The sequence below is a fragment of the Azospirillum sp. UFLA03-27 genome (genome assembly GCF_059803775.1).
The window spans coordinates 20,220-37,352 of sequence record NZ_JAUQTX010000010.1 but is presented as its reverse complement, the minus strand read 5'-3'; the positions used below and the strand labels follow the sequence as shown (position 1 = coordinate 37,352).

Below are 17,133 nucleotides of genomic sequence, written 5' to 3'. Positions count from 1 at the left end.
GAATCCGACGGATAAGCCGTTGAAAGGGCTTAATATTATCTTCATTGACTTTACCCTGCCGGGCGTTAAATGTGTACTCCGCTTCATCATTGACGTTCTGTGGTTGTATCGCTCACGATGCCACGGTCCCGCTCATGGTTGGAGGATGTCGTGACCGTGGCCACCAAAACGCTGAGCATTCTCCTGGCATGTGGCGTTGCCGCCAACGCCTATCTGGCTTGGGAGCTTCACAGACGCCTGCCGCCATCGACGGCCGAGCTCGACCGCGACTTGGCCGCCTTGGCCGAGACGGCACCCGTCCAGAACTCGGAGGACCCGCAGGTCAAGGCGGAGCAGGCGCTGAGCGCCGCCATCCGCGCCCAGACCCGCGACATGCTCGAGCAGCGTCGGGCCGCCGCGCTGCGCTTCGTCGACCTGCGCTACACGGTGACCGGCGCGGCTGCCCCTACCGCGAACGCCGACCAGCTGGCGGCGCTCGAAGCCGACATCACCCAGCAGCTGGCCACCCTGGCCGAGCGAAAGGCGGCGGTGGACGAAGTGCGCGCTGGGACTATTCACACGCAGCGGCTGGCCAGCCTGAGCCTGGTGGAGACCACCCTGGCGCTGCTGGAACGACGCCACCTTGCACTCAAGTACGGCGTCGCCCTGCCGACGGCGCCAACTCCCTCAGCGGCCGTTCCAGCCGCCGACAAGGACGCGGTCGCCGCGCTCGAGGCGGACATTGCCGAGCGCCGTCGCGTCATCGCCGATACCCGGAAGGACGCCGACCAATACAGCGGCGGCCTCATCAAGGTCACCCTGCTCCAGCGCTTGGCCACCGAGCAGGCGACGCTGGCCGCGCTGGAGCAGCGCCTCCTATCGCTCAAGCATGGCTTGCCCCCGGCTCCAGGCCTGCCCCCCGTCGCGGCCGTCGCCGTGGCGGCGGAAGTCCTCGCGCCCCTTGACGCCGACATCGCCGCGACCCGCGCCTCGATCGCAGCGGGCGAGCGCGAGGCGTCGCGCTACACCGGCGGGCTGATCTACGTGACCATTCTCAGCCGCGTCGCCACGGAGCGGATGACGCTGGCCATGCTCGAGCAGCGGCGGCTGTCGATCAAACACGGTCTGACGGCGGCACCGCCGAGCTTGGCGGGCGACGCCGCGCCCAAGCCCAAGGGGCCGCCCGGCGCTGTCGTGACCGACAAGGAAGCCTTGTGAGCGTGGAGGGAAGCATGAACCGTTTTGCCGCTGTCGTGATGGGCCTGGCGCTCGGCGCCGTTTCGCCCGCCCAGGCCGCCGACCTGCCCAAGGCGGCTCCCTCGTCCCCCGCGGCTCCAGCCGTAGCGGCCGCCCCGTTCGGGCTGGAGTGGGGGCTGTCCAAGGAGGAGCTGGAAGCCAAGGGCATCAAGCTGGCCGAGGTGCCGACCAACGAGGGCAGCCAGCGGTTCTCCGCGACCGGCCTGTCAAAGCTGGTCGCCGGTGTGGAGACGGTCGTCGTCGACTTCGGCTTCGACAACCGGCTGTGGAAGGTAATCGCGGCCAGCGAGGACTTCCCGAACGACCCGTACGGCTTCAAGGTCAAGGCGCGCTACGGGGAATTAAACGACATCCTGACGGAGAAGTATGGCAAGGGGAAGACGACCCACCGTACCGGTGGCAGCATCTACGACGAGGCGCGCTACTTCCTGGCGGGCCTCAACGGCGGCAAGAGCTGGCACTTCACGACCTACAGCGCGCCCGGCTTGAGCATCGAACTCAGCGTGCGCGCGAAGGACAGCGACACCGGGTATTGGGTGCTGATCTACAACAACACCGAGCTGGCCAAGGGCTACGACAAGGCCAAGGCCAACCGCGAAAAAAGCGCCCTTTAAAACGAGTTAAGTGATGCGTGATGCTTGCGACTGCTGGAGTTGCACCCGCGCGGCTACGCCGTTCGCGGGCTGCGCGAAAGCGTGTGCTAAGGCCATCCGATGCTCACCTGTCATTTCCGCGCCGACGCCAGCCCGGTGGACTTGGCACACCATGCTGTGGTCGCCGCGTACGCTGTGCTGGTCCAACGCTCGACCTTGCCGTTGTCCTGCTGCCAGTCCATCCGACCGGCCGCCCGCGCCTCGTCGCATTCCATCTATTCCTTGAGCCGTAGCTCGTACAGGTTCTGGAGGTTGAGCCAATAGACAGCCGGGCGTCCAAGCACACGCTCAAATTCGATGGCAGTGTCAACGCAGATTGGTGCCTTTCCGGCGATGATCTCCGAGATAATATTCGCCGAATGACCACACCGATCCGCGAACTCAGCTTTGGTCATACTGCGGGCGTCCAGCACCTTCTCCAAAATCCTCCCTGGCGGCACCGCGTAGTCCGGCTGAAACGCCAGCTTCTTGATATCCTTCGGCATAGTACTCTCCCACGAACACGATCTCGATTTCGGTGACCTGAGGCAGATCCACGCTGCCATCTTCTGCCAACGGCAGCGGATCGCTGGCCGGGATGAAGCAGACGCGCACGCCGCCACAGCCCACTGTCCCTTGCACTTCCGGCCAAATACTTAACGCAAAAGGTAAAGGTTTTCCGAGAAAAGCAAGGCGGTGCCAGCGTTGCCCTGACCCTCAGCCCAAGTTCCACACCATCAACTCGCGCCGAGCAGCATCCATGCGCCGGGATTGACGGCCAGCTGGCTGGACCGGCAGGCTGGAAGCCCACGCGATCAGGTGAACTCCCTCACGCCCAAGCACCCCACCTGCCGGTCCAGCCAGGTGCTGTCAAACCAGGCGTTCAGGACTGAGTCCGGAATCGCCCACCAGTGCCAGCTGCCTTCGTGGTCGAGCGCAACGCTCTCGACCACCATCACGCGGACGCCGTATGACGCAAGGCGATGGTGGGCGACGCGGCGCTGCCGATCGGTCCTGGGCCATCGCGGCATCCAGGCAGGAACGATGATGAGGACCGGCCGCCCTGTCCGGCATGATGACGGCCGAGAGCAGACGTTGGCGCACCCAATGGTGAACGCATCCCTGTTTGGCCGAAGACGCTCGGTAGTTTCTACGATGGACGAGGGCGGGCACGAGCACACGGAGGTCAGCGGGCTACGCGGCAACTACCCTCACAAGCAGCAGGTTCCGCCGTCTTTTCCGGTGCGACAGTAAGCCCCTTGCGCCACAATTTATGCGTTAGGAGTATGGCGCATTCTCTGATCGGCCTGGAGACTGTGTCTTGAGCCTGCCTTATGCGTTTTGCGTTGAACTCGGCCGTGTCATCGACATCGTGGAGGCTCACGAGGTCTACTTCAGCAAGCCAGAGGGCGAACGTGAACGCCTGACGTTCCAGTGTCCCGATGCCAAGTGCCGGGAGGCCGCGCATGCGGGGATCACGGGCGTGAACTACGACAAACTTCCCGGCAAGGACAAGTTCGTCCAGAAGCCCCATTTCCGGCTCGCAAAGGACAGCCCCCACGCCGACGGGTGTCCGTGGTGTGAGCTTGTCGCCGTCAGCGACGAACTCGAGGGCGACACGACGTCTCCGAAAGTGGCAAACCTCAAACGGACCGAACTCATCACAGTTTTCAAGCCCTTACCCGAAACGGACACGCCCAACACAGACGACGATTTCGGCGCCTTGCGCACAATCCTGGGCATCCCTGACCAAACCGAGCGCCGCACCAGGCTGCGCGGCTTCCTCAGAGGAAATCTCAACAAGACTTCGCGCCTCCACGAAGTCGCACGCTGCTTCGAGGCTATGTCGGACGATGAACGAAAGGTGACGCCGTTCCGCATCGGGGACATGGAGACCAGAACGTACCGATCCTATTTTGCTCCTGCAAAATATTGCAGCAACGAGCACTTCTGGAACCGCATCTATTTCGGTCGGGCGAACGTCATGCGCTATTCCAGCGGCTACAGCATCAGGTTCGAGTCGAGAAGCAAGCTCAAGGACGGGACGCTCTGCACAGTATCGGTCTTCGTGTCCAAGGAGCAGATCAATGGCTTCCGCGGCAAGGTGCTGTTGCGGGCCGCTCTCGATGACGCGGTCGACATGGGGAAGGGGGCAATCTACTGCTACGCCTTCGGCGACGTCACCCGCGCATTCAAGGACGGCACCCCCACCAACCGGATTGACATCCGGCTGGCAAACTTGCATTCGCTCGCGATCAAGTTGAACGAGGACGAGTAGGCTCAGGTCCCATCTCGCAGTAGCTGCTGGCAAACAGGCCGCTGGCGCAGTGGCGTGTCGGGGCCGCTCCACGTTGTCGCGCCGACCGGGATTCCGGTATTCGACCGTTTACCGTCGGTCGCCGTGCCCTTCATTGTGAGGCAGCACGTACCAAAACCCTTCCTTAACCTTCTGGAATCAATATCTAGGGGCTTCGCCGCGCAAGAACCCTCTAAAGGTGCTACAATCGGATAAGGCTTGGTGACGCACCCGCACCTGCGCTGTGGCAGAGAGGATCACGCATGTCCATCGACATGTACAACTTCAGGGCTCGCCAGAACCCGGTTACCTTCGCATTGGCGCCTGCCATCTTCGCTGCGTTGGCTGTCGTGCCCGAACTCCAAAGCGCCTGGGGTTTCGTCGGCGGCGTGGTTGCTGCCCTTGGGCTGCCGTACTGCTTTGCCCAGGCGGCCGGAACCGCAGGCAAGAAGCTCGAACCGGGTTTGTCCGAGGCATGGGGTGGCATGCCGTCTACGGCCATGCTCCGGCATCGCGACAGCCGGATCAACGAGATCACCAAGTGCAGCTACTTCGATCTCCTGCGGCAGGTCGGGATCCCGATGCCGACGCCGGAAGAGGAAGCCCGCGACCCTGTTGGCGCGGACAAGGCCTACGAGGCTGCCGGTGACTGGCTGCGGCGCGAAACGCGGGACCCGAAGGCCTACCCGCGCGTGAAGACGGAGCTCACGAACTATGGGCTGGCTCGCAACCTGCTTGGCCTGAAGTGGATTGGTCTCTTCATCGCCATCATTAGCACGCTCCTGCAAGCGGCGCTGGTCGCACGGGCTGCGACGACCGGCGCGGCCGTCTCCCACCTGCTGGTTCTCTCCTTGATTTTCAGTGCCACGATGATCGCCTTTTGGCTTTGGAGGGTCGGTCCGGCTTGGGCACGCAGAACGGCCGACGCATACGCTCGTGCGCTGCTCGAGGCCTGTGAACGGCGACGGGCTCCCGCGGTGGCACCGAAGAAAGCCATCACGGCAAGGAAGCCGCGCGGAGCCACGCTGGCCTCCCCCGCGTCCGAGGCAGGCACCCCAGTCCCGGGTGGGGACTCGGCGCCCTTGCCGGTGGCGACCGAAGCGCCAGCGCAGGGTAGCGCTGTCCCATGAGCTTCGAAATCGACGTCTTGCCGGTCGGTGAAGGCGCGCGCAGCGGCGACGCCATCGCCCTCCGCTTCGGGCAGCCCGGCGCCTTCCGAACGATGATCTTCGACGGCGGCACGCTCGCCTCCGGGGAAGCCCTGGTGACCCATTTCCGGACCTACTATGGGACGAACCACGTCGACTACGTCGTGAACAGCCACCCGGACAACGATCATTGCTCCGGCCTGCGCGTCGTTTTCGATGAGATGTCGGTCGGCCAGTTCTGGATGCACCGGCCGTGGCTGCACGCCGCCGATATCCTCCACCTGTTCCAGCACCCGAACTGGACCGTCGGTGGTCTTGCACAACGCCTGCGCGACGAGTACCCGATCACAACAGAGCTCGAGCAGGCGGCGATCGCGGCAGGCGTCCCCATCTTCGAGCCGTTTCAGGGCTGCGTTATTGGCCCGTTTCTGGTGCTTTCGCCCAGTGTCGCGCGATACCGCAGCTTGGTTCCTGGATTCCGCGACACCCCGGTGGCCAAGGGGATTGCGGAGTCGGAAGGTTTCTTCGGGCTGCTCAAGGGCGCAGTGAGCGCGCTGCTGGAATCCTGGGACATCGAGACGCTCAAGGAAGGCGGAGAGACGTCCGCCGAGAACGAGACCAGCGTTGTGATGGCGGCCGACCTCGATGGGCAACGGGTGCTTCTGACCGGCGACGCCGGTCACATCGGGTTGCATGATGCGCTCGATTACGCGGAGAGTCTGGGGATCGACCTGAAGACGCTTCGCTTCCTCCAGGTGCCGCACCACGGTGGGAGAAGGAACGTATCGCCGTCGCTGCTCAACCGGCTCATCGGCCCGAAGTTGCGCTACGGAGCACAGCCGTCGAAGGTCGGCTACGTGTCGGCCGCCATCAACGACGAGGACCACCCCCGCAAGTCCGTCGTCAACGCGCTGATCCGGCGAGGCACTGCCGTCTTCGAAACCAAGGGGCAAGCGAAGATCTACTTCAACAACATGCCCTGGCGGCCTGGCTGGGGAGCCGCTGCACCCCTGGAATTTTCACAAACGGTTGAAGGGGAATGACCGCGCCGCCGTACACACGACAAATAGCGCCCCTTGACCTCATCCCAAAGCCGAACGCCGGTACGCCGTCCTGAAACCGTGTCCGCGGGCCGCTGGGCCCCGGAGGTTAAGAAAGGTCGGCGACCGAACCCGTTGTTCGCACAGCCCAGGTCAGTACGAAAGGGGGCGAGTGAAAACCTCCCACAGGTAGGCCGCAGCATCGTTCGGCGACAGGCGGGCGTCGGTCCACTTGCCGCCGAGGTGCGCCATGCCCAAGGGCTTGAGGAACAGGCCCTCCTTGGACTGTTCCAGTGACAGGCTCTCGTTCATGCTGTTGTCCCCCGCCGACATGTTGGTCGAGTAACAGATGCCGCCGAACGTGCTGTGGCCGCCTCCATGCCAGATCTTGCACCGCGCCACCGCGTTGCCGTTCCGGTAGATGGCCGCCGTGAAATGGACGGCGTCAACACGGCGGAACGTGCCGGACATTCCGGATTGGCGCTGTTCCAGGCCCTTGAGGGAAGCCTCGAAGGTGCTGGCGATCACCTCGTAAGCGTCCTCCATGAACTGATCCTTCTCCATGTCGGAGAAGGTCTTCCGCACGGGAACGGCCGCCGAGAGATCCATGCCGTCGAAGGCGCGGCTGGGCTGCTTTGTCTGCGTGACGGCGCCCATCGCCCTGCTCGGCAGCACCGATTCTGCCGCCCCCGAGCCGGTCAAGGCTACGGCCTGGGAATGGCTACTTACCGCTGTCGCGTGTCCTTTGAGCGCACGCATGTCCTCGGCAACCTTCCGGATAGCCTTGGCAACATCGGTGAAGGCCTCGTCCTGATCCCGCCAGGAGGCCACCGGCACCCCATCACGCGGAACGGCAACCAAATGCGCGAAGGGCGTGTCGCTCCAGTCGCAGGACCGGACAATGATTGGGATGACCCGGCACTCACCGGCGACGTGCCGCTCGAGCGCCCGCCGCATTTCACGGTCGAAACAGTAGTCGGAGTTGATGAAGTCCGGGCTGATCAGCAGCAGCACGATGTCAGCCTGCTCGAGTTCTGAGGCAATGACACCGTGGATGTCGTCGCCAGCGGCGAGCCGCCGATCGTGCCAAACGTCGATCACACCACGGCGCCGGAGTGACGACAAGTGCTTCAGCAGCAGGTCCTTGTAGGGCTCGTCCTGGTGGGAGTACGAGCAGAAGGCGGAGATGATGGCGTCGCTCAAGGTTGCCTCGGCAGATCAACGGTGATGCTCAACAGGGTGTCCACGGCCTCAAGCCCGACGCCCGGCAGCGGCAGAAGAAGGTTCCACTTCCTGAAGACCGCTCCTTGGCCGCGGCGGACGTCGTAGGTAAGCCTGCCGGTGCCGATCTCATACCAGATTTCGTCGGAGAAGTGCCCACCCTGCATGCGGGCACACAGCAGGTGACGGTCGGGCTCAGCGATGACCACACCGACGTGCTCCCACCCTCGGGATCGGCCTACGTCGACCATATCCGGGGCGGTTGCCAGTTGAATCCGATACTCGCGTCCATAGCCGAGCACCATCGTGTCCGCTTGGACGCCTCGGATCACGAATGGAGGCTTTCGGCCGTCGAGTTCCTCAAGTACCACGACCTGAGTTCCACCGCCCTCCAGCCCGCCAGCCACGAAGGCGAGCGGCGACGCGCCGCGCAACGGCACCCGGATGAGATCGCTGGGCTGGCAGGCCGCTAGCGTGCAGACGGCGGCTTCAGGGATCATGGCAACCATATGCGCTTCTCCATGAGCATGATGTTGTCCGACAATGGCTACATGATGGAGCCATGCTGGCAGCTGGGACCAGGGCAACCGACGCACAGCATACCGGTCACCCTCCCGCGACGACGATGGCGGAGTAGCCGTTCGGCCGCCGGATCAGCAGGACGGCGGCGCGGTGTCCGCGCCCCTCCAGCGAGCGGGCCGTCTCGTAGTCCCGCCGGGAGCCGCCCTGGTCGGCCAGGTGGCTGTGCCACGTCCCCAGGCACCACAGCGCCCCGGCCGCGCTCTCGGCATACTCGGTGATGCGCGCCTCGCGTCCCTGAACACCGAGAACGAACGCCCCGGCGGAGCGCTGGCTGTCCGGCGGCGCCTCCAGGACATCGGTGACGTGGATGAGGCGCCGGACCGGCGAGACGCGACCGACGATAACGCCACCGGTTTCGATACGTGGATAGCGGGCAACCTCATCGAGAATCTTCCGGTGAGCCCGGTCGAGCACCCGCACCGTCCAGGTCGGGTTGTTCTCGGCGGAGACCACATGCGTGGGCCCCACCTGCGTCCGCCGCCACGTCAGCGACACGCCATCCTCACCGATTTGGCCGAGAAGGAGTTTCCCGTGCTCAGGCAGGCCACCGGTCATGAAGCTGAGCAGCTTCTCCGCCATGGGCGCGGCGTGCATGGACAGCCGGGCGTCGGTCATCACCATGGTGACGGAGGCACATCCCTGGCCGATCGCGACGCCGTCGCTCGCTGCGGCCGCAGCGGCGAGCGCGCCGCCCAAGGTGCCGTCCGCGCGCATCTCCTCGTAGGCCAGGGCGGCGAGGTCGAGTGTGTCGGGGTTCCGGGCGGGGCCCTCGATGGTGAACAGGCCGACACGGCCGCCGTCGAGGAGCGCGGTCTCCACCACGCGGGCTGGGATGCCAGGAGCGGTCGCCAGGTAGTCCCGCACTTGGTGCGACGCCGTGGTGTTGACCACCAGGTCGGTGTCGGCCGGGAACAGCTCCTTGAACTCCTGGTCTCCGGGCTCGAGCAGCGCGACGTTGGCAGTCACCTCGGTGAGCCTGGAGCCGAACGGGGCCAGCGTCTCGGCCAGGGCCTTGCTCTTCGATGGAGCAAGCAGGACCTCGCCCAGCGTTCCGTTGGGCAGCAACGCATGCCGGGCCATGTGGTGGGGGTCCAAGGGCTGCCGGTCGGCGACCGCGGACGGCGCGAAGGCCGCACGGCCGAGATGCACCGCCAGTTTCGAGCCCAGGCTGCCGCAGCCAATGAGCGATACCTTCGGCTTCTGGAGCCCGGGATCGATGCCCGACATCCGGCGCAGCAGGTCGTCGCGGATCGGATGCCGGTGCGCGACGGGATGGACCACCGTGGCATCCCCGCCGGGGCGCAGGACCGGGAAGCCTGCATCGAAGCGGTACGCGATGACTTCGACCGCCGAATTCCCGCCGATGAGGCGCATTGGCCGCCGGACACACAGGAGGACGAAGATCGGATACGTCCACGAGCACTCGAAAATCCCGACGCACCGTTCCAGCCATGACAGCTTGGCGCGCAGTGGGCCGCCGCAGCCGTAGGCGTCGGCGCGCGTCAGCAGATCGCCCATGGTCGCCACGGTTTCCGGCATGTAGTCGCCGCACACAACGGGATCGCCCGCGGGCGTCTTGCCGGGCCAGCACACCAGGGAGATGGTCGAACCGTTGGTGAAGCGGCCCTGGTCCTGGGAGACGAGCAGCTTCTCCAGGGTCTTCTGGTTGACCGTCACCGAGCGGCCGAGCAGATGCCCAAACGCCGCCCCCGGTCGGCGCTCGCGGTCGTTCGCTTGAATGAAGGTCGTGGCGAAGGTCTCCGCCCCCTCCTTCTTGCCAACCAGCCCCTGGATGTGCTCCAGGTCGAGGACCAGCGTGTCCACGACCGAGTCGCGGCGCACCGGCTCCCATCCTTGCGCCGGGTTAATGAGCTCGTTCCGACCGGCCTTCCGGATCCAGTCGGCCGTCTGGTCCAGCACCGCCTTGAAGCCCGCCCGATGGAACACTTCGCCGACGTGCCCAAAGACGATGCACGGCGGGACCGGCTCGCCCGGCTGATGCGGGTTGACGTGGGGCAGTGCGCCATTGAAGTCCGAGCGCAGGGTGACGCGCGGCGCCGCGCGGGGGAACAGGCGGTCGAATTCGATGACCACCGCCTCCATCGGTCGAACCCCGGTCGGGCTCTGTCCGGCCCCGCGGGAGCGCGACGGGAGCTCCGCGTCGAACTCGACCTCGATCCGCGTCTCGTGCTCATTGTGGACAAGCAATCGGGCGGCGAGCACCGAGCGGTGGTTCCGGGCCGCCTTGAGCGCGTCGGCGATCTCAGGCGGCAGCCGCTGTTCGGCCGGATCCATGATGTCCCCAGGGCTTACCCGTGCCACAGGGGCTGCGTGCCGACCACCGCGGGCGCGGCGGCCACGCTGGCCTTCGTCTTGACCTTGCGCAGGACCGGTCCGTCGGCGGCGACCTCGAACTCCATCGGCACTGGCCCGTCCTTGTCCTTGTGGGTGGCGGTGTTGACGAAGGAGCCGTTGACGCCCTTCAGGATGTCCTTGTACTCGCGCTCGGCGCGCACGCACGGCGGATCGCTGTCGTCGTCGCAGATCTCCTTGCTGCTCGCGACGATATAGGCGCCGTCCCTGGCCTGCCCCAGGGCGCTCCGGGCGTCCTGGGATACCTCGGCGTCCTCTCCGTAGTCGCTCCAGCTGTCCCGCGACAGCGAGTGCCAGGAGCAGTGGTGCGGCGTCTGGAGCAGGTCATACTCGATCTTCGAGGGGGCGCCCTTGTTGTCCTTCCAGATGCGCTCCCAGATCGCCACTTCGGCGTCGCCACCGCTCAGGAACTTGCAGGCGTCCGTCTTGAAGCCATAAGCGATCGAGAACTGGATGATGACACTGGAGTGGTTCTTCGAGCGCGTGTCCTCCTCGTCGTCGCTCCCCTTCGGCATCGGCGCCAGCAGCAGCCCCTTGACGCTGTCGTCGATCCAGCCGTTCACCACATTGATGGTCTGGTTGACCTTGACCAGGATGGCGCCGAGATCGTCCGTCTTGCCGTCCTCATCCTCCCCCAAGACGAGAATGCGATCACCGTTGTTGGCGCGCTTTCCGTCGCGGAACAGCTGTACCCGGCGCCGAGCTTCCGTGTTCCACGCCTTGGCATCGGAGCATAGGGGGTGGCTCTTGCATGCTCGGCGGAACACCATCGGCGACGACCACATCTGGCAGATGACGATCTTCTTGGGCTTGTCGTCCTTCGGCTCTTTATAGTCGGCCAACGGACCAAGGTGGAAATGCTCCTCCAGCCCGCGGCAGTGGTCCTGGTCGGGGTGGCTGAGCAGCATGGCGTCCACGTAGGGGCGCCCGGCTGAATCGGTCTTCAGGCGGTCGCGCAGGTCCTTGGCCACATCGCGGACATCGTCACCAGGCTGGCGGATGTTGATGTCGATCAGGATCGTCCGGCCGCTCTCCAACTGGACGAGCGTCATGTCCCCGTTGCCAACAGGGAAAAAGGTCACGACAGCAGCCAACACGCCCTCCGCGGGTTGTGTATATAAGCGATAGCGGTGCGTCGGTTGTATACAGCATCTCGTGCCAATGCGCCAGTAGCAAACAATATACAGTAGCTGGGCGCGGCCACCGATCTGACAATCCGGCTGACGGGATTGCTACGCCGCCCGCGCAATGCGTCTGTTGTGCCCTTTGCCTCCGTCATCGATCTAGGCGGCAAATTTCACGGATGAATTGTGTGAATTTTGCTGTTCAGGTGTCGGGCAGCAGATGCCCCAAATCGACGCCGAGCTTCAGCATGTTCATCGCCTCGACCTTGTTCTTCAGCGTAACGTGCTTCAGATAGCGGCTGCCTTCACCGATGAGGTCGGACGTGCTGTGCCCCATCACCGCCTTGACGAACACCGGATTCGCACCGGCGTTCAGGAGCAGCGTCTCAAAGGTCCCGCGGAAGCTGTGGAAGTCGACGCGAGGCTGGTAAACACCGATCTCCCGCCGGTACAGGGTGAAGCGCTCCGAATAGTAGGCGCCCAAGCGCTTGTCCTGGCCCTTTGGCCGCAGATCAGGCCACAGCCTCTTGCAGCGCGCCCGACGGCGCTCGTCGACGAGGTCCAGGAAGCCGAGCGCTACCAGCATCCCCGAGATTGGCACCTCGCGCACCGAGTTCGCGTTCTTGATCCGCCGCTCGCCGTCGGCGTGGACCAGGAAGAAGTCAATGCCATCCCGCTTCTTGATGTCGGCGGTGTGCAACTGAGCGATCTCCTCCAGTCGCAAGCCCGTCACCAGGGAGATGATCGGCAACCAGAAAGCGGCGCTACGCCGGTCGGCGTCGGGGCCAACCCAGAGCCGGGAGGTGAACAGGCGGTTCAAGTCGCGGTCGGACCACATCGCGCGCTGCTCGGACGCGGGCTTGCCGTTCGCGATCGGGTAATCGAAGCCGGAGAAGGGGTTGGTGTCGAACTCGTAGTGCCCATGCTGACGCAGCCAGTCCCAGTAGCCGTGCAGCGCGCTCATGTGGCGCTTGATCGTTTTCATCGACAGCAGCTTCGGCCGCTTGATGCTGCGGGGGGATAGCTGGGCAGCGACTTCGATGTTCTCGCGGATCGTCCCCTTCAGGTGCGGCGAGCGTCCGTGCAACTGAGGGAGCTTGCCCAGCGCCTTCATGAATTCCGAGGCATGGCGGCGCGTGTAGCGGTCAACCTGCTGGTCCCCATGGTACTCGCCCCAGAGGCGGAAGGTACCCCGGGCCTGGAGTGCGGTCTGCTGGGAGCTCCAGGCGCCCGTCCCCAGCATGTCCGCAATGTGCGCCTCGGTTAGCGCATTGAACAAGGGAGCTTCGGACACCGGTGCCGGAACTGGCGGCGCGGCCACGGCCGGTGACGCGATGGCGGGAACCGCTGACGCTGCTGTCGTCTGAGCGGGGCAGGGGGCAGGACAGGGTGCCGGTGACGCCGACAGCAGTGGAGAGGCTCCCGCGCCGACCGGGCGGCGAATGATCAGGTCGGCCTGCACCCAGGCTGCGGGGCCGATGATGTCCCGCATCAGGCGGCGCGCATCCTCAACCGAGAGCGCCGGATCCCCATCCAGGGCAGCGAAGAGGCGTTCGCTTTCGAGATAGAGGAGACGGGACCGAAAGGCCGCGACCCGCGGGCTGGAGGTCTCGAGCGACCGGTAGACCTCGGCCATGCCGCCGAGCCGATGTTGCAGGCGCCCAGGGATGCGGCGCCGGAAGTGAAATGTGCCTGCCCGCCGACACACATGCTGCATGACCACGCACTCCAATGAGTGTGGGGCGGCCTGTAGTGCATTTGCACCACACCACCCGGGGCACCAGCAAAAATGTAAGCGATTTCAATAGTTTGGTTGGGGGACTAGGATTCGAACCTAGGCTGGCGGAGTCAGAGTCCGCTGTCCTACCGCTAGACGATCCCCCAGACCGTCACCGGGAGTGGCGCTGCGCCGCGTCCCGTCGTGGGCCGCCCTTTTAGCAAAGCGGGCAGGGCTTGTATAGCCCTTTTTTCGCCTCCGGTACCTTGGTGTGAGCGCGTGGACACAAATCAATGCCATTCGTGGGCTTTCGCTGGGACGTGAAACCGGGTTAAGATGACTCCCTTAAGCATGGCGGGGAGGAGACGTGGACCTTCAGGTGCACAGTGAACGGCAGAACGACACCGGACGGTTGCGTTCGTCGGCCCCTGCGCGCCCGGTCTTCGCGGCCCTCGATCTCGGAACCAACAATTGCCGCCTGCTGATCGCACGCCCGATTCCCGGCGGCTTTCGCGTCATCGATGCCTTCTCGCGGATCGTCCGGCTGGGCGAGGGGTTGACCCGCAACGACCGGCTGTCCGACTCGGCGATGGAGCGCACCCTTGCCGCCCTGAGGATCTGCGGGTCCAAGATCGAGCGTCGCGGCGTCACCGCGGCGCGTGCGGTGGCGACCGAAGCGTGCCGCCGCGCCCGGAACTGCAGCGAGTTCGTCGATGCGGTGGAGCGGGAGACCGGCATCGCCATCGAGATCATCTCCAGCCAGGAGGAAGGGCGCCTTGCGCTCGCCGGCTGCGCGTCCCTGCTCGATCCGAACGTCCCCTATGCCGTGGTGTTCGACATCGGCGGCGGCTCGACCGAGCTGATGTGGCTGGCGGTGGAGCGCGGGCGGCCTCCGCGCATCCTCGACCAGACGTCCATCCAGTGCGGCGTCATCGGCCTGACCGAGCAGTTCGGCGGCGCGGACGCCGACCGCGGCATGTACCGGCGCATGGTGGAGGAGGTGGCGTCGGCCATCGCCTCCTTCGAGGCGCGCAACGGCATCCGCGAGCGGGTGCTCGCCGGGCAGGTGCAGATGCTCGGCACCTCCGGCACGGTGACAACGCTGGCCGGGGTGCATCTCGGCCTCTGCCGCTACGACCGGCGGGCCGTGGACGGCAGCTTTCTGCGCATCGACCACGCCCGCGCGGTCATCGAACGTCTCGTCGCGCTGGACTTCGACGGGCGGGCGCGGCATCCCTGCATCGGACAGGACCGCGCGGATCTGGTGATCGCCGGATGCGCGGTGCTGGACGCGCTGTGCGACTGTTGGCCGGTGGAGCGCCTGCGCATCGCCGACCGCGGCCTGCGCGAGGGCATCCTCGTGGAGCTGATCGGGTCGACGCGGCAAATCTATTAAGGAAATGTGAGACCATGGTTGGAAAGCCTCCGTCCTCCTCGACGCCGGGTGGGCGCCGCGCCACCGTCCGCGTGAAGTCCGCGGCCAAGCGCACCACCTCCTCGGCCCGCTGGCTGGAGCGGCATCTGAACGACCCTTACGTGCACGAGGCGACGAAGCGCGGCTTCCGCTCCCGCGCCGCCTTCAAGCTGCTTCAACTGGACGAGAAGTTCCATCTGCTGGGGCCGGGCAAGCGCGTGGTCGACCTCGGTGCCGCGCCCGGCGGCTGGACCCAGGTGGCGGTGGACAAGGTGCAGACCGCGCGCGAGGGCTGGAAGGTCGTCGGGCTGGACATCCTGCCCATGGACCCGGTGCCCGGCGCCACCACCATGCAGGCCGACTTCCTGGAGGAGGGCGCCGCCGAGCGGCTGAAAGAGGCGCTGGGCGGCCCTGCCGACGTGGTGCTGAGCGACATGGCCGCGCCGACCATCGGGCATCAGTCCACCGACCATCTGCGCATCATGGCGCTGGCCGAGGCCGCCTATGACTTCGCGGAGGAGGTGCTGGCACCCGGCGGGGCGTTCGTCGCCAAGCTGTTCCAAGGCGGGGCGGAGAAGTCGCTGCTGGAGCGGCTGAAGCGCGACTTCGCCACGGTGCGCCACGCCAAGCCGCCGGCCAGCCGCGCGGAATCCTCCGAAACCTATGTGGTCGCCACCGGTTTCCGTGGTGCCAACGCGAACGACTAGGTCGACCTCCGGCTGCGGCCCGTTCGCGCAGGTCATGGCTGGCTTGCGCGGATGAGGCCCGGCACACGACAGTTTGTGGTTCAGGCGCCTTCACAAGCCCACGGTCTTGTGTATAGTGCGCCAAATTTTTTTCCGGCCCCTTTTTATCTCCCGGGAGACCGCCGATGGCCCGCTCGTCCACGATTCGCGAAGCTCTGACCTTCGACGACGTCCTCTTGGTTCCGGCCGAAAGTTCGGTCCTGCCGAACGAGGTGGACACCCGGACGCGCCTGACCAAGACCATCGAACTGGGCATCCCCCTGATGTCCTCGGCGATGGACACGGTGACCGAAAGCAGCCTCGCCATCGCCATGGCCCAGGCCGGCGGCATCGGCGTGGTCCACCGCAACCTGACCATCGAGCAACAGGCCGAGGAGGTCCGCAAGGTCAAGCGGTACGAATCCGGCATGGTGGTCAATCCGATCACCATCACGCCGGGCCAGACGCTGGCCGACGCGCTCCAGCTCATGGCCGACTACCGCATCTCCGGCATTCCGGTGGTGGAAAGCCACGACTCCCGCGGCAGCGGCAAGCTGGTCGGCATCCTGACCAACCGCGACGTGCGCTTCGCCACCAACCCGAACCAGCCGGTCAGCGAACTGATGACCAAGGACGTGGTGTCGGTGCGCGAGGGCGTCAGCCAGGACGAGGCCAAGCGCCTGCTCCACCAGCACCGCATCGAGAAGCTGCTGGTGGTGGACGAGGCCCATCGCTGCATCGGCCTCGTCACGGTCAAGGACATGGAGAAGGCCCAGGCCTATCCCAACGCCTGCAAGGACGCCCAGGGCCGCCTGCGCGTCGCCGCCGCCACCGGCACCGGCTCGGACGGGCTGCGCCGTGCCGAGGCGCTGTTCGACGCGGGCGTGGACGTTCTGGTGGTCGACACCGCGCACGGCCACTCGCTGAAGGTGCTGGATCAGGTGCGCGCCGCGCGCAACATGTCCAACTACACCCAGGTGATCGCCGGCAACGTGGCAACCGCCGAGGCGGCGAAGGCGCTGGTTGATGCCGGCGCGGACGCGGTGAAGGTCGGCATCGGCCCCGGTTCCATCTGCACCACCCGCATCGTCGCGGGCGTCGGCGTGCCGCAGCTCACCGCGATCATGGATGTGGTCGAGGCCTGCGAGAAGATGGGCATCCCGGTGATCGCCGACGGCGGCATCAAGTTCTCGGGCGATCTCGCCAAGGCCATCGCGGCGGGCGCCAGCGTGGCGATGCTGGGGAGCCTGTTCGCCGGCACCGACGAGAGCCCCGGCGAAGTCATCCTCTACCAGGGCCGCTCCTACAAGAGCTACCGCGGCATGGGCTCGGTGGGCGCCATGGCCCGTGGTTCGGCCGACCGCTACTTCCAGCAGGAAGTGTCGACCATGAAGCTGGTGCCGGAAGGCGTCGAAGGCCGCGTGCCCTACAAGGGTCCGGTGTCGGCTGTGATCCACCAGCTCGTCGGCGGCCTGCGTGCGGCCATGGGCTACACCGGCAGCCAGTCCATCGTCGAGATGCAGACGAAGTGCGAGTTCGTCCGCATCACCAATGCGGGCCTGCGCGAGAGCCACGTCCACGACATCACCATCACCAACGAGTCCCCGAACTACCGCCAGGGCTGA

14 protein-coding genes and 1 tRNA gene are annotated in these 17,133 nt (G+C 65.6%); 8 read left to right on the top strand and 7 right to left on the bottom strand.

The annotated features are described in order from the left end of the window. Positions 1-150: 150 nt before the first annotated feature. The gene (locus tag Q4I23_RS02955) at positions 151-1,197 is read left to right on the top strand and encodes a hypothetical protein (RefSeq protein WP_498525258.1); all 1,047 of its coding nucleotides are present in this window, start codon (positions 151-153) and stop codon (positions 1,195-1,197) included. A 14-nt stretch (positions 1,198-1,211) separates the two neighbouring features. Then, on the top strand, positions 1,212-1,850 hold the full coding sequence (locus tag Q4I23_RS02950) for a hypothetical protein (protein WP_498525257.1): 639 nt from the start codon (positions 1,212-1,214) through the stop codon (positions 1,848-1,850). 254 nt (positions 1,851-2,104) lie between these two features. On the opposite strand, the gene Q4I23_RS02945 is transcribed toward Q4I23_RS02950, so the two are convergent. Continuing rightward, the gene (locus Q4I23_RS02945; RefSeq protein ID WP_498525256.1) at positions 2,105-2,374 is read right to left on the bottom strand and encodes a HigA family addiction module antitoxin; all 270 of its coding nucleotides are present in this window, start codon (positions 2,372-2,374) and stop codon (positions 2,105-2,107) included. 815 nt (positions 2,375-3,189) lie between these two features. Between Q4I23_RS02945 and Q4I23_RS02940 the strand changes: the two genes are divergently transcribed. The 3 genes from Q4I23_RS02940 to Q4I23_RS02930 all read left to right on the top strand — a co-directional run bounded on the left by Q4I23_RS02940 (position 3,190) and on the right by Q4I23_RS02930 (position 6,355). Beyond that, positions 3,190-4,146, top strand: coding sequence for a hypothetical protein (locus Q4I23_RS02940; protein ID WP_498525255.1), 957 nt, complete (start codon positions 3,190-3,192; stop codon positions 4,144-4,146). A gap of 281 nt (positions 4,147-4,427) precedes the next feature. Beyond that, positions 4,428-5,294, top strand: coding sequence for a hypothetical protein (locus tag Q4I23_RS02935; protein WP_498525254.1), 867 nt, complete (start codon positions 4,428-4,430; stop codon positions 5,292-5,294). Continuing rightward, positions 5,291-6,355: a ComEC/Rec2 family competence protein gene (locus Q4I23_RS02930; RefSeq protein ID WP_498525253.1), complete on the top strand. Its 1,065-nt coding sequence runs from the start codon at positions 5,291-5,293 to the stop codon at positions 6,353-6,355. Before Q4I23_RS02935 ends, Q4I23_RS02930 begins: the two co-directional genes overlap by 4 nt. Before the next feature lie 150 nt (positions 6,356-6,505). On the opposite strand, the gene Q4I23_RS02925 is transcribed toward Q4I23_RS02930, so the two are convergent. The 6 genes from Q4I23_RS02925 to Q4I23_RS02900 form a co-directional block, all read right to left on the bottom strand. Further along, positions 6,506-7,555 carry a toll/interleukin-1 receptor domain-containing protein gene (locus tag Q4I23_RS02925; RefSeq protein WP_498525252.1) on the bottom strand — a complete coding sequence of 350 codons (1,050 nt, stop codon included), beginning with the start codon at positions 7,553-7,555 and terminating at the stop codon, positions 6,506-6,508. After that, positions 7,552-8,082, bottom strand: a complete 531-nt coding sequence (locus Q4I23_RS02920; protein WP_498525251.1) for a hypothetical protein — start codon at positions 8,080-8,082, stop codon at positions 7,552-7,554. Before Q4I23_RS02920 ends, Q4I23_RS02925 begins: the two co-directional genes overlap by 4 nt. Before the next feature lie 97 nt (positions 8,083-8,179). Further along, entirely contained in the window at positions 8,180-10,450 is a 2,271-nt protein-coding gene (cap2-3, locus tag Q4I23_RS02915; protein ID WP_498525250.1) for an anti-phage 6A-MBL system cap2_3 protein, read from the bottom strand. A gap of 14 nt (positions 10,451-10,464) precedes the next feature. Continuing rightward, positions 10,465-11,610, bottom strand: coding sequence for an anti-phage 6A-MBL system MBL-fold protein (gene mblB, locus Q4I23_RS02910; RefSeq protein ID WP_498525273.1), 1,146 nt, complete (start codon positions 11,608-11,610; stop codon positions 10,465-10,467). A 244-nt stretch (positions 11,611-11,854) separates the two neighbouring features. Next, positions 11,855-13,369, bottom strand: coding sequence for a DUF6538 domain-containing protein (locus Q4I23_RS02905; RefSeq protein WP_498525249.1), 1,515 nt, complete (start codon positions 13,367-13,369; stop codon positions 11,855-11,857). A gap of 93 nt (positions 13,370-13,462) precedes the next feature. After that, a tRNA-Gln gene (locus tag Q4I23_RS02900) sits at positions 13,463-13,536 on the bottom strand. 200 nt (positions 13,537-13,736) lie between these two features. Here Q4I23_RS02900 and Q4I23_RS02895 point away from each other — a divergent pair. The 3 genes from Q4I23_RS02895 (at position 13,737) to guaB (ending at position 17,133) form a co-directional block, all read left to right on the top strand. Then, positions 13,737-14,765: a Ppx/GppA phosphatase family protein gene (locus Q4I23_RS02895; RefSeq protein ID WP_145700596.1), complete on the top strand. Its 1,029-nt coding sequence runs from the start codon at positions 13,737-13,739 to the stop codon at positions 14,763-14,765. Between the two features lie 14 nt (positions 14,766-14,779). Then, positions 14,780-15,490, top strand: a complete 711-nt coding sequence (locus Q4I23_RS02890) for an RlmE family RNA methyltransferase (protein ID WP_237905811.1) — start codon at positions 14,780-14,782, stop codon at positions 15,488-15,490. A 164-nt stretch (positions 15,491-15,654) separates the two neighbouring features. Next, on the top strand, positions 15,655-17,133 hold the full coding sequence (gene guaB / locus Q4I23_RS02885; protein WP_454017737.1) for an IMP dehydrogenase: 1,479 nt from the start codon (positions 15,655-15,657) through the stop codon (positions 17,131-17,133).

Coding starts and splice junctions, on each gene's coding strand:
- Q4I23_RS02930 (WP_498525253.1), top strand. CDS start 5,291: ATGAGCTTCGAAATCGACGTCTTGCCGGTCGGTGAAGGCGCGCGCAGC.
- Q4I23_RS02935 (WP_498525254.1), top strand. CDS start 4,428: ATGTCCATCGACATGTACAACTTCAGGGCTCGCCAGAACCCGGTTACC.
- Q4I23_RS02890 (WP_237905811.1), top strand. CDS start 14,780: ATGGTTGGAAAGCCTCCGTCCTCCTCGACGCCGGGTGGGCGCCGCGCC.
- Q4I23_RS02945 (WP_498525256.1), bottom strand. CDS start 2,374: ATGCCGAAGGATATCAAGAAGCTGGCGTTTCAGCCGGACTACGCGGTG.
- cap2-3 (WP_498525250.1), bottom strand. CDS start 10,450: ATGGATCCGGCCGAACAGCGGCTGCCGCCTGAGATCGCCGACGCGCTC.
- Q4I23_RS02950 (WP_498525257.1), top strand. CDS start 1,212: ATGAACCGTTTTGCCGCTGTCGTGATGGGCCTGGCGCTCGGCGCCGTT.
- guaB (WP_454017737.1), top strand. CDS start 15,655: ATGGCCCGCTCGTCCACGATTCGCGAAGCTCTGACCTTCGACGACGTC.
- Q4I23_RS02920 (WP_498525251.1), bottom strand. CDS start 8,082: ATGGTTGCCATGATCCCTGAAGCCGCCGTCTGCACGCTAGCGGCCTGC.
- Q4I23_RS02905 (WP_498525249.1), bottom strand. CDS start 13,369: ATGCAGCATGTGTGTCGGCGGGCAGGCACATTTCACTTCCGGCGCCGC.